Source organism: Streptomyces virginiae (assembly GCF_040638905.1).
Classification (GTDB): domain Bacteria; phylum Actinomycetota; class Actinomycetes; order Streptomycetales; family Streptomycetaceae; genus Streptomyces; species Streptomyces virginiae_B.
Genome location: NZ_JBEZYV010000012.1, coordinates 122353 through 133965, shown reverse-complemented (window position 1 = coordinate 133965; position 11613 = coordinate 122353). Strand labels below are relative to the sequence as shown.

11 protein-coding genes are annotated in these 11613 nt (G+C 72.7%); 5 read left to right on the top strand and 6 right to left on the bottom strand.

Going from position 1 to position 11613, the window contains the following annotated elements; translation table 11 throughout:
- Positions 1-37: 37 nt before the first annotated feature.
- Together AB0F82_RS19355 and AB0F82_RS19350 are read left to right on the top strand one after the other, a co-directional pair.
- Complete coding sequence (locus tag AB0F82_RS19355) at positions 38-937, top strand: RNA polymerase sigma-70 factor (protein ID WP_362629083.1); 900 nt, start codon at positions 38-40, stop codon at positions 935-937.
- 58 nt (positions 938-995) lie between these two features.
- Entirely contained in the window at positions 996-1745 is a 750-nt protein-coding gene (locus tag AB0F82_RS19350) for an SDR family oxidoreductase (RefSeq protein WP_362629080.1), read from the top strand.
- Positions 1746-3501: 1756 nt separating this feature from the next.
- Here AB0F82_RS19350 and AB0F82_RS19345 read toward each other — a convergent pair.
- The 3 genes from AB0F82_RS19345 to AB0F82_RS19335 all read right to left on the bottom strand — a co-directional run bounded on the left by AB0F82_RS19345 (position 3502) and on the right by AB0F82_RS19335 (position 5346).
- Entirely contained in the window at positions 3502-3708 is a 207-nt protein-coding gene (locus AB0F82_RS19345) for a DUF4287 domain-containing protein (RefSeq protein WP_362629077.1), read from the bottom strand.
- Between the two features lie 131 nt (positions 3709-3839).
- On the bottom strand, positions 3840-4766 hold the full coding sequence (locus AB0F82_RS19340; protein WP_362629074.1) for an RNA polymerase sigma-70 factor: 927 nt from the start codon (positions 4764-4766) through the stop codon (positions 3840-3842).
- Positions 4767-4872: 106 nt separating this feature from the next.
- Positions 4873-5346 (bottom strand): carboxymuconolactone decarboxylase family protein, encoded by a 474-nt coding sequence (locus AB0F82_RS19335; RefSeq protein WP_356813003.1) that lies wholly within the window; start codon positions 5344-5346, stop codon positions 4873-4875.
- Positions 5347-5470: 124 nt separating this feature from the next.
- Between AB0F82_RS19335 and AB0F82_RS19330 the strand changes: the two genes are divergently transcribed.
- Entirely contained in the window at positions 5471-6154 is a 684-nt protein-coding gene (locus tag AB0F82_RS19330) for a pyridoxine/pyridoxamine 5'-phosphate oxidase (RefSeq protein ID WP_362629071.1), read from the top strand.
- 16 nt (positions 6155-6170) lie between these two features.
- On the opposite strand, the gene AB0F82_RS19325 is transcribed toward AB0F82_RS19330, so the two are convergent.
- The gene (locus AB0F82_RS19325; RefSeq protein WP_362629068.1) at positions 6171-6599 is read right to left on the bottom strand and encodes a Zn-ribbon domain-containing OB-fold protein; all 429 of its coding nucleotides are present in this window, start codon (positions 6597-6599) and stop codon (positions 6171-6173) included.
- Entirely contained in the window at positions 6596-7048 is a 453-nt protein-coding gene (locus tag AB0F82_RS19320) for a DoxX family protein (protein ID WP_362629065.1), read from the bottom strand. The genes AB0F82_RS19325 and AB0F82_RS19320 overlap by 4 nt, the downstream gene beginning before the upstream one ends.
- A 191-nt stretch (positions 7049-7239) precedes the next feature.
- On the opposite strand from AB0F82_RS19320, the gene AB0F82_RS19315 reads away from it, so the two are divergent.
- Positions 7240-8421, top strand: coding sequence for a flavin-containing monooxygenase (locus AB0F82_RS19315; protein WP_362629062.1), 1182 nt, complete (start codon positions 7240-7242; stop codon positions 8419-8421).
- An 18-nt stretch (positions 8422-8439) separates the two neighbouring features.
- Here AB0F82_RS19315 and AB0F82_RS19310 read toward each other — a convergent pair whose 3' ends face one another.
- Positions 8440-8949: a hypothetical protein gene (locus tag AB0F82_RS19310; RefSeq protein WP_356813010.1), complete on the bottom strand. Its 510-nt coding sequence runs from the start codon at positions 8947-8949 to the stop codon at positions 8440-8442.
- A 261-nt stretch (positions 8950-9210) separates the two neighbouring features.
- Between AB0F82_RS19310 and AB0F82_RS19305 the strand changes: the two genes are divergently transcribed.
- Positions 9211-11445: an acetate--CoA ligase family protein gene (locus tag AB0F82_RS19305; protein ID WP_362629059.1), complete on the top strand. Its 2235-nt coding sequence runs from the start codon at positions 9211-9213 to the stop codon at positions 11443-11445.
- Positions 11446-11613 lie beyond the last annotated feature (168 nt).

Below are 11613 nucleotides of genomic sequence, written 5' to 3'. Positions count from 1 at the left end.
CACGTTCCCGCCGCGCCCGCCCTCGTAGGCTGGTCCGGTGAGCACCCATGTCACCGCGTCGGCAGCGGACTTCGAGGAACACCGGCCCCGGATGTTCGGCATCGCCTACCGCATGCTCGGCTCCGCCACGGAGGCCGAGGACATCGTGCAGGACGCCTACCTGCGCTGGGACGCGGCGGACCGCGCCGCCATCCAGCACCCGGGGGCCTGGCTCGCCAAGGTCGTCACCAACCTCTGCCTCAACAGCCTCACCTCGGCGCGCGCCCGGCGCGAACAGTACGTCGGCCCCTGGCTCCCGGAGCCCGTCCTCACCGGGGGCGGCACCCTGGGCCCGCTGGAGTCGGCGGAGCAGCGCGACAGCGTGTCCATGGCCCTGCTCCTGCTGCTGGAGCAGCTCACCCCGGTCGAGCGCGCGGTGTACGTACTGCGCGAGGCCTTCGCCTACAGCCACCGGGAGATCTCCACCCTCCTGGACCTCACCGAGGCCAACTGCCGCCAGCTCCACCGGCGCGCGGCGGCCCGGGTGGCCGCCGACCGGGCGGCCACCGGGGAGAAGCGGTTCTCCGCCGATCCCGAGCGGTGGCAGGGGCTCCTGGAGAGCTTCATGACCGCCGCCCGCAGCGGGGACCTCAGCCGACTGGAGGGGGTGCTGGCGGCCGACGTGCGGTACGTGTCCGACGGCGGCGGCGTGGTCAACGCGGCGCGGCGGCCGATCCTGGGGCGCGACAAGGTGGCCCGGTTCGCGATGGGCGCCATGGCGAAGTACGTGGCCGGGGTGCCGGTCAGCGTCGCGGAGGTCAACGGCGCGCCCGCAGTGCTCTTCGGCGAGGTGGCGGTCCTGCTGGTGGAATTCGAGAATGGGCTGGTCAGCGGCATCAGCGCGGTGGTCAACCCGGAGAAGCTGGAATTCCTTCGGCGGCAGCTGTCACATTCATGAGGGCTGTCCGGTCCCAGCTGCTGCACACATCCCACCGCACCAGCGAAGGACCGACACCATGAGCACCATCGTCGTCACCGGAGGCACCGGGACCCTCGGCTCGCCCGTCACCGAACGCCTGCGGGCGGCCGGCCACGAGGTCCGTGTGCTGAGCCAGCACGCTCCGGACCATCCCGTGGACCTCCAGGACGGCACCGGCCTGGAGGCGGCGCTGGCGGGCGCGGAGGTGATCGTGCACTGCGCGAGCAACACGCGCGGGGCGGGCAAGGGCGACGACGTGGCCGCCGGGCACCTGATCGAGGCCGCCCGGCGCGCCGGGACCGTCCGGAACCTCGTCTACATCTCGATCGTCGGGGTGGACGTGGTCCCGCTCGGCTACTACAAGCGCAAGCTCCGGGTGGAGCGGTTGCTGGAGGCGTCCGGGCTGGGCGTGACGATCCTGCGCACGACGCAGTTCCACGACCTCGTGGCGATGGTGACGGACGCGGCGGCGAAACTGCCCGTCGTGCCGATCCCCAAGGGCGTACGGGTGCAGCCGATCGCCGTCGGCGAGGTCGCGGCCCGCATGGCGGAGCTGGCGGTCCCGACCCCGTCGGGCCGGGTCCCGGACATGGGAGGCCCGGAGATCCACACCCTGCCGGACCTGGCCCGCGCCTACCTGTCGGCAACGGGCCGCCACCGCCGCGTCCTCCCGGTCCCCCTGGCGGGCAAGGCCTACGCGGGCTTCCGTCGGGGCGGCAACCTGACCCCGGCCCACGCGGTCGGCACGGAAACGTTCGCGCAGTTCGCACGGGGGCGGGGGCGGTAGGCGGCGGGGGCGGTAGGCGGCGGGGGCTTCGGGGGGCGGGGGCTTCGGGGGGCGGGGGCTTGGGGGGGGCGGGAGCTTCAGGGGGCGGGAGCTTCAGGGGGCGGGAGCCGCTCGGGCGGGGCCGGGAAGGCGCGGGGCGGCCGAACACCGCGGAAGCCGACGGAGGCGAGGCCATGGGGCGCGGCGGTGGCTTCGGAAGGTCGGGAGCCACTCGGGCGGGATCAGGGTTGTGCTGGGGGTTTCCCGTCAGTCCCATCGTCTCTCCGTGTCGGGCCGGTCCGTCAAGGGCGCTCGTTCCTCGCGTCACTTCGTGATGGCCTTCGGCCACCCTTGACCGACCGTCCCGCCACGGACATACGAGGACAGCCGGGAAACCCCCAAAGGAACGGGCCGGGGGATCGAGCAAGAGAAGGGGCGGCCAGCGATGCGCGGGCAGAGCCCGGTGCGCCTCAAATCGCTACGCGCTCCTGCCTGACGGCGCCCGCGGGCCCCTGTGGCTGGGCATAAGCCGCCATCGATCGCTACGCGCTCCCGCCACACGGCGTCAGCGAGCCCCTTAGGCCGGGCATAAGCCGCCACCAATCGCTACGCGCTCCTGGCGGACGGCGTCTGCGAGCCCCTGTGGCTGGGCATAGGCCGCCATTGATCGCTACGCGCTCCCCGACGACCGCGTCCGGCCCTCAGCTGGGGCTGATGGGGGCGATATCGGGGGGCGGAAGGGCGATCCATCGGCTCAGCCGAACCCAACCCCCGTCAAGACCACCATGAGATCCCAGCCGCCGGTACAGACGAGGGCAATTGGGGTGAATTGACGGCTCTTTGGGGCGCGCACTCACTCAGACCTGGATTGGCATCGCTCCAGCCGTCATCTGACGCTTTTCCACCCCACACAGGGGGCCGGACGCCGTCCGTGAAGAGTCGGAGAAGGTTTCTGCGGCCCGCGACCAGCCCCAGACGGATCGCAGACGCGTGATCGAGAAGCGCATTGCGATTGATGGCGGCCTATGCCCAGCCCAAGGGGCTCGCAGGCGCCGTCTCGCGAGCGCGTAGCGATTGGTGGCGGCTTATGCCCAGCCCGAGAGGCTCGCAGCCGCCGTCTCGCAGGAGCGCGTAGCGATTGGTGGCGGCTTATGCCCAGCCCACGGGGCTCGCAGGCGCCGTCTCGCAGGAGCGCGTAGCGATTGGTGGCGGCTTAAGACCAGCCATAGGGGCTCGCAGACGCCGTCCGCCAGGAGCGCGTAGCGATCGATGGCGGCTTACGACCAGCCCACGGGGCTCGCAGCCGCCGTCTCGCAGGAGCGCGTAGCGATTGGATGCGCCCCGGGCTCCGCCCGGACGCATCCGACGCCCCGTCCCTGAAAACTGGTCCCGGCCCGTTCCTTTGGGGGCTTCCCGGCTGTCCTCGTATTTCCGGGGCGGGACGGTCGGTCAAGGGTGGAGCGCAGCGACATCGCGAAGCGACGCGAGGAACGAGCGCCCTTGACGGGCCGGCCCGACACGGAGGGACGATGGGACTGACGGGAAACCCCCAGGACATCCCTGATACCGATCCAGCGGCTCCCGACCTCCCGAAGCCACCCTTGCCCCTCTGCGCCTCCGTCCGGGCGTCTCCCGCCCCCGAAGCCCCCGCGCCTCCCCGTCGCCGCCGCCCGAGTGGCTCCCGACCTCCCGAAGCCACCGCCGCGCCTCCCCGGCCCCGCCCCGGCGGCCCCGCCCCGGCGGCCCCGCCCGGCGGAGCCACCGGCCCGCCCGGCGCCTAGTTGCGCTCCGCGAGCGTGTCGGCCACCAGGGCGTTCGCGTGGCCGTGGCCCAGGCCGTGTTCCGTCTTGAGCCAGGCGACGAGCTCCATGTGCTTGGTCAGCGGCGAGGACCTGATGAGGTCCTTCCATTCCGGGATCGGCCGGCCGTACTTCTTCTCGATCGACGGGAAGTAGCTGGCGGGGCCCTTCACGGTGTCGGCCATGGCGAGTCTCCTTCGTTGGGTGCCGTTGTAGTGATGACCTTCGGCGGGCCGAAGAATGAGCGGCATCCGGAAGTGACGTGCGCCACACCGACGCCCGGCTCGCCGCCTCCTTCGGCCGGGCCGTCTGATCGTCAGGCCGTCGTCCGGCGGCGCGCCTCCTTCAGCTCGCGGGCGACGGCCCAGGCGTCGGCGACCGGGCCCACATGGGTGAGCTTCTCGGGGTTGTTCAGGCCGCGGATGGTCTGGATCCGGCCGTCGAGCACGTCGAGGGCCATGACGTGGAGCACCTTGCCGTCGCGGTCGCGGAAGATCGCGCCGGGCTCGCCGTTGACCTCGTGCGGCTCGCACGTCACGTCGATCCGCATCAGCCAGGGGTAGACCGCCGCCAGCAGGCGGGCGACGTTCGCCGCGCCCGTGACGGCCTTGGCCAGCTGCGGGGCGTTGCCGCCGGCGTCGCCGACGAGCTGTACGTCGGCCGCCAGCAGGTTCTGGAGCCCGCCCACGTCGCCGTCCTTCAGTGCGTCGAAGAACCGCGTCGCCAGTTCCCGCCGCTCGCGCCGGTCGGCCGCGAACCGCGGCCGGCCGGCGTCCATGTGCCGGCGCGCCCGCACCAGCAGCTGGCGGCACGCGGCCTCCGAGCGCCCCACCGCCGCGGCGACCTCGTCGAAGTCGAAGGCGAAGACCTCCCGCAGCACGAACACCGCCCGCTCCAGCGGGCTGAGGCGTTCCAGCAGCAGCAGCGCCGCCACGGACACCGAGTCGGCCAGCTCCACCGCCCGCGCGGGGTCCTCATAGGGGTCGTTGAGCAGTGGTTCGGGGAACCAGGGGCCGGTGTACTGCTCGCGCCGCACGCGCGCGGAGCGCAGTACGTCGATCGAGATGCGCGTCACCGTCGCCGACAGGAAGGCCTTGGTCGACGTGGGCCGGGTCTGCGTGGCGTCGAAGCGCAGCCACGTCTCCTGCACGGCGTCCTCGGCCTCGCCGACGCTGCCCAGGATCCGGTAGGCGATCGAGAACAGCAGCGACCGCAGTTCCTCGAATTCCTCGACCTTGCTCATGCCTGGTTCCCCCTGAAGTCCTCCGGCCCGGCCGTGTTCACCGGCGCGGGCGTCCTCCGGTGATCATCCGGACCGACGGCGGCCCGTCGCAAGGGCGGGGCCCTCGTCAGTGGAGCTGCCCGGGCTGGTAGTCGCCCCCGGGCTGCTGGGCGATGACGTTCAGCCGGTTGGCCATGTTCATGAAGGAGATCAGGAGCGTGAGGGCGGTGAGCTGCTCCGTGTCGTAGTGCTTGGCGGCGTTCGCCCACACCTCGTCGCCGACCCCGCCGGCGCCGTCCGCGATCCGGGTGCCCTGTTCCGCCAGTTCCAGTGCGGCCCGCTCGGCCTCGGTGAAGACGGCGGCCTCCCGCCACGCCGCCACCAGGTGCAGCCGTACCGGGGTCTCGCCGGCCGCGGTGGCGTCCTTGGTGTGCATGTCGATGCAGAACGCGCAGCCGTTGATCTGGCTCACGCGCAGCGCCACGAGTTCCTGCGTCGCGGCCGGCAGCGGCGAGTCCTTGACCGCCTTGCCTGCCGACATGAGGTGCTTGAGGGCCTTGCCGGCGGTCGGGCTGGCGAAGTAGTTCAGTCGCGCGTCCATGGTGTGCTCCTCCGTCGTCGTCAGTGGCTACGTCCCTGAGACGAGGTGGCCCGACGCCCTGTGACATGGACGGCGGCACGGGCCGGTGTGACCTGCGTCTCCTCTCGCAACTAGCCTGGGCGGCATGAGCAGCGAGATCAGCGAGATCAGCGACGAGGAATTCCGTGCCGTCCTGCACGCCCTGCGCGTGTGGGACTCCCCGCTCCCGGAGTTCGACACCGCAGCCGCGCCCGCCGAGCCGGTGGCGTTGTTCCGGGAGTGGTTCGTGCACGCCGCGGGGGCGGGGCAGCCGGAGCCGCACACGATGAGCCTGGCCACGGTGGACGGCGAGGGGCGGCCCGACGTACGGACGCTGATGCTGCACGACGTCGACGGGCGGGGCTGGCACTTCGCCTCGCACGCCACGAGCGCCAAGGGCGTCCAGCTGGCCGCGCGGCCGGAGGCGGCGCTCGGGTTCTACTGGCCGTCGGTGGGCCGGCAGGTGCGGGTGAGGGGCGAGGTCACCGCATGCGGCCCGGAGGAGAGCCGGGCGGACCTGGCGGTCCGTTCGCGCGGTGCGCTGGCGGCCGCGCTCACGGGGCGGCAGAGCGAGGTGCTGGGTTCCGTGGAGGAGCTGGCGCGGGCCTCGGCGGCCGCCTGGGAGCGGGCCGGGTCGGAGCCGGACGCGCCGGCTCCGACCTGGACGCGGTACGTACTGGCACCCGCCGAGGTGGAGTTCTTCCAGGGGGACGCCGCCCGCAGGCACACCCGTCTGCGCTACCGGCGCGCCGCCGGCGGGTCGTGGGTCCGCGAGCTGCTCTGGCCGTGAGGGGCCCGGCGACCCCTCAGGCCGGGGTGGGCTCCGGCCGGAAGACCGCCGTCCACACCCCGTCCGCGCTCTCGCGGAAGGTGACCGTCAGCGGCATGCCGATGCGCAGGTCCGCCGCCTCGCAGTCCACCACCTCGGTCATCATCCGCGGGCCTTCGGCCAGGTCGACGACGGCGGCCGTGTAGGGGACGCGCGTGCCGAACGGCGGGAGGTCGTTGCGGTGGATCACCGACCACGTGTAGAGGGTGGCCCGGCCGCTCGCGGTCTCCCAGGTCACCCGGTCCTCGCCGGCCCAGCAGTGGGGGCAGAACTCGCGCGGGTAGTGGTGTGCCCGCCCGCAGTCGCCGCACCGGCGCAGCAGGAGCCGGCCCTGCGCCGCCGCGTCCCAGTAGGGGCGGGTGAAGTCGTCGGTCTCGGGGAGGTCGTGGCGCGCCGTGCCGCTCACAGGAACAGTCCGATCGCCGCGTCGAGGGACCAGGTCTGCCAGGACATGGCGAGGAGCGCGACGAGCGAGATGAGCGCCATCATCGCGTTCTGTCCCTGCTCGGCCCAGTCGTGGATCATCAGCACCAGGTAGAGGAGGTTCAGCAGGAGTCCGCCGATCAGCGCGATCGGGGTCAGGAAGCCGAACACCAGGCCCAGTCCGAGGGCGAGTTCCGCGTAGACGACGGTGTAGGCCATCGCCTTGGGCCGCGGCGCGACGATGCGGTGGAAGCCGCTCTTGACGAAGGTCCAGCGGTGCTTGTTCGCGACGTCGGCGGCCCACGCGATGCCGGTGCCGCGTTCGAACCAGCCCTTCTTGTCCTTGTGCCGCCAGCTCTCCAGCCACCACAGGCCGAGGCCTATCCGGAGCACGGCGAGCCATTCGGCCCCACTGAGCCAGACGGTCTGCATCGGCAGCACCCACCCCTCTCACCCTTGATCTGACGGTACGTCAGTTCAGCGGATGCGGAGCGATCCCGCAAGGCCCCGGCCGGCCACGGCTTCCGCGCACGGGCCCGGGAGCCCCGGCCGTAACCGATCCGCAATCGATTCCCTCCTTGTCCGAGACCCATCAACCCAGCGTGGCGATACGATCACACCTCATGCCCGGAGTCCCCGCACCAGCAGTCGACATGACCACCCAGCCCCGTCCCGTGTACGTGATCGGGGCCGGCCCCGGCGGCCTCGCCGCGGCCGCCGCCCTGCGCGCCCGCGGCGTCCGAGCGGTGGTCGTCGAGAAGTCCGACACCGTCGGCACGTCCTGGCGGCGCCACTACGACCGGCTGCACCTGCACACCACCCGCCGGCTCTCCGCCCTCCCGGGCCTGGCGATGCCGCGCCGGTTCGGCCGCTGGGTCTCCCGCGACAACGTCGTGCGCTACCTGGAGAAGTACGCCGAGTTCCACGAGCTGGAGCTCGTCACCGGCGTCGAGGTGACCCGCATCGAGCCCGGCCCCGAGGGGGAGGGCGGCTGGACCCTGCACGCCAGCGGCGGGCGGGTGCTGACCGCCGCGGCCGTCGTCGTCGCCACCGGCTTCAACCACACGCCCGAACTGCCCGACTGGCCCGGCACGGACTCGTACGGCGGGCGGCTGCTGCACGCCGCCGACTACCGCAACCCCGAGCCCTACGCCGGCCAGGACGTCCTCGTCGTCGGCGCCGGCAACACCGGCGCCGAGATAGCCGCCGACCTCGCCGAGGGCGGCGCGGCACGCGTACGGATCGCCGTGCGCACCGCCCCGCACATCATGCGCCGCTCCACCGCCGGCTGGCCCGCCCAGCGCAGCGGAATCCTCGTGCGGCGACTGCCGGTGGGGCTCGTGGACCGGCTGGGCGCGCTCGTGGCCAGGGCCTCGGTCCCGGACCTGTCGGCGTACGGGCTCCCGCGCCCCGCCACCGGCCTCTACAGCAGGGTCAGGGAAGGCGCGATCCCGGTCCAGGACGTGGGCCTGGTCGACGCGGTGCGCGCCGGCCGGGTGGAGCCGGTGGCCGCCGTGGAGTCCTTCGACGGGCCGGAGGTGGTGCTCGCGGACGGCTCGCGCATCACCCCGGACGCGGTGATCGCGGCCACCGGGTACAGCCGCCGGCTGGAGGAGCTGGTCGGCCACCTCGGGGTGCTGGACGAGCGCGGCCGGCCCCGCGCGCACGGCGCCCGTACGAACGAGGGGGCGCGGGGCCTGTACTTCACCGGCTTCACCAACCCCATCAGCGGCATGTTCCGGGAGATGGCCCTGGACGCGGAGAGGATCGCCAAGGCGGTGGCGCGGCAGACGGCCGACCGCTGAGTGGTGCCCGTCGCCCCGTCACAGGAGGTGGTCCAGGTCGTACAGGCGCTGGTGCCACCACGCCCCCCTGCGGTGCGGCTGCCGGCGGGCGAACGGGTCGGGTACGGTGCGGCGCCACAGCTGCCCGTCCAGTGCGGCCAGCACGGCCTCCAGCTCCCGGCGCGGACGGGGAGGAAGCCTGCTCACGACCAGTTGGAGGAGGTCCCTGGCGACGGCGATGTCGTTGCGGAGGTCGCAGTGCTCGCAGGCGCAGTAGTCCCGCCGCAGGTACAACCAGCGGCCCGGAAGGGCCAGGAAGTGGCGACAGGTCTCAAGAGCGGTCAGGGTCGCCCCGGGCCAGAGGCCCTCGTCGTACGGGCGACGGCACTCCTCGCGGTGGATCGCGGCGGTCGTCCGCGACGAGAGCCGGTCGATGCGGGCGGGCCACGGTCCGGGCGGCCGGTCGCTCCGGCAGTGCTCGGCGCCCGCGTACACCGGTCGGGGCAGTGCTCGTTGCGCGCGCAGCGCGCTGGGCCGCCTACGCGGCACGGGCCTTTCGGACAGCGGTCATGGGATCGATCATGACACGGACACGGGCGGCCATCCAGGGTCCCCGGCTGCGAGGCGCGGGTGATCTCGGCCGGAAGTGCACTCTGGACCGGTTGCGGCGGAGTCTGCCACCGTTCACCACATCACCTCCACCAGCTTTCCTGTGCAGCCCTGTTCCTGACGACACGTCAGTTCAGTAATCTGACTATACGTCAGTTATTGAGTTCCATCGAGGTTCATCGAGCAGGAGCGGGCGGAACGATGCTTGGATCTACTCACGGCACCCTCACCACCGACTTCCGCGCACGAGTCGAGGCCTGCGGGGAGACCCCCAGGGCGGCCGTCCACTCGTCGGCGGCCCCCTCCGCCGACGACGCGGTCCCCGTGGACGTCAGCGGACGGCCCCTGCACGCCGACGTACCCGACCTGGACCGGTTCTTCCGGCCCGAGTCCGTGGCCGTCATCGGCGCCTCCGACACCGAGGGCAGGCCCAACACCGGCATCACCCGCCGGCTCATCGGCTGGGCGGAGCGCGTCGGCGCCCGGATCCACCCCGTGCACCCCACCCGCCCCACCGTCTTCGGCCTGGCCTGCCACGCATCCGTCGCCGACCTGCCCGAGCAGGTGGACCTCGCCGTCCTGCTGGTCTCCGACCCGCTGCCCGTCATCGAGGAACTCGCCGACACCAAGGTGAAGTTCGCCGTGGCCTTCGCCTCCGGCTTCGCGGAGACCGGCGGCGCCGGAGCCGCCGCCCAGGAACGCCTCGCCGCCGCCGTCCGGCGCTCCGGGCTGCGCCTGCTGGGCCCCAACACCAACCTCAACGCCTTCGAGGAGTTCCGCGACGACCTCGACGGCCCGGCGATCGCCCTGATCACCCAGTCCGGCCACCAGGGCCGGCCCGTCTACACCCTCCAGGAACTGGGCATCCGGCTGTCCCACTGGGCACCCACCGGCAACGAGGCCGACCTGGAGACCTCCGACTTCATCTCCTACTTCGCCGAGCAGCCCGAGGTCGGTGCCATCGCCTGCTACGTCGAGGGCCTCAAGGACGGCCGGTCCTTCCTCCTCGCCGCCGACCGGGCCGCCCGCAACGGCGTTCCCGTCGTCGCCGTCAAGGTCGGCCGCACCGAGACCGGCGCCCGGACGGCCGCCTCCCACACCGGGAAGCTGACCGGCGCCGACACCGTCGTGGACGCCGCCATGCGCCAGTTCGGCGTCATCCGCGTCGACGGCCTCGACGAGCTCCAGGACACGGCCGCCCTCCTCGCCCGGGCCCGCAGGCCCGAGGCCGACGGCGTCGTCGTGTACTCCATCTCCGGCGGCACCGGCGCCCACTTCTCCGACCTGGCCACCGAGGCGGGCCTGACCCTGCCCACCCTCTCGCAGGCCAAGCAGGACGAACTCCACCAGTGGATCCCGCCGTACCTGAACGTCGCCAACCCCGTCGACAACGGAGGCCACCCGGTCGGCGACTGGCGCGGTCAGAAGATCATCGACGCGATCCTCGCCGACCCCTCGGTGGGCGTCCTGATCTGCCCGATCACCGGCCCCTTCCCCCCGATGAGCGACAGGCTCGCCCAGGACCTGGTGGACGCGGCCGAGCAGAGCGACAAGCTGATCTGCGTGATCTGGGGCTCCCCCGTCGGCACCGAGGACGCCTACCGCACCACCCTCCTCGGCTCCTCCCGCGTGGCCACCTTCCGCACCTTCGGCAACTGCATCACCGCCGTACGCGCCTACCTCGGCCACCACCGCTTCACCGCCGGCTACCGCTCCCCCTTCGAGGACGCACCCCGCACGCCGTCACCCTCGTACCGCAAGGCGAAGGCCCTCATGCGGCCGGGACAACAGCTCAGCGAGCACGCCGCGAAGCAGCTCCTGCGCGCCTACGGGATACGGGTGCCCCGCGAGCAGCTGGTGACGAGCGCGGCGGCGGCGGTCCGCGCGGCCGGGCTGGTCGGCTACCCGGTGGTGATGAAGGCCTCCGGCCCGCAGCTGGGCCACAAGACCGAACTCGGCCTGGTGAAGATCGGCCTGACCTCCGCGAGCCAGATCCGCGACGCGTACCGGGAGCTGACCGACATCGCGCGCTACGAGAACGTCCCGCTCGACGGGATCCTGGTCTGCCAGATGGTGGAACGCGGCGTGGAGATGGTCGTCGGGGTCACCCAGGACGACCTCTTCGGCCCGACCGTCACCGTCGGGCTGGGCGGCGTCCTCGTCGAGGTCCTGCACGACGCGGCGGTCCGCGTCCCGCCGTTCGGCGAGGACCAGGCCCGCGCCATGCTCACGGAGCTGCGCGGCCATGCCCTCCTGGAGGGCGTCCGGGGAGCGCCCCCGGCGGACGTGGACGCGCTGGTGGAGGTCATCCTCCGGATCCAGCGCATGGCCCTGGAGTTCGGCGACGAACTCTCCGAGCTGGACATCAACCCCCTGATGGTCCTTCCCCGGGGCCAGGGCGCGGTCGCCCTGGACGCCCTGGCCATCTGCCGCTGACGCTGCCCCCGCCGCCCGGCCACCGCTGCGCGGCGCCCCTCCCGCCCCGCTCCTTCTCCGTTTCCCGGGGCGGGGCCCACGGGGCCCCGGATCCCGTCCGTGCGTGCGCTTCGCGGGGGCCCGGGCAGCGCCTCCGCAACGGCGCCGCACCCACCGCACCGACCGCCC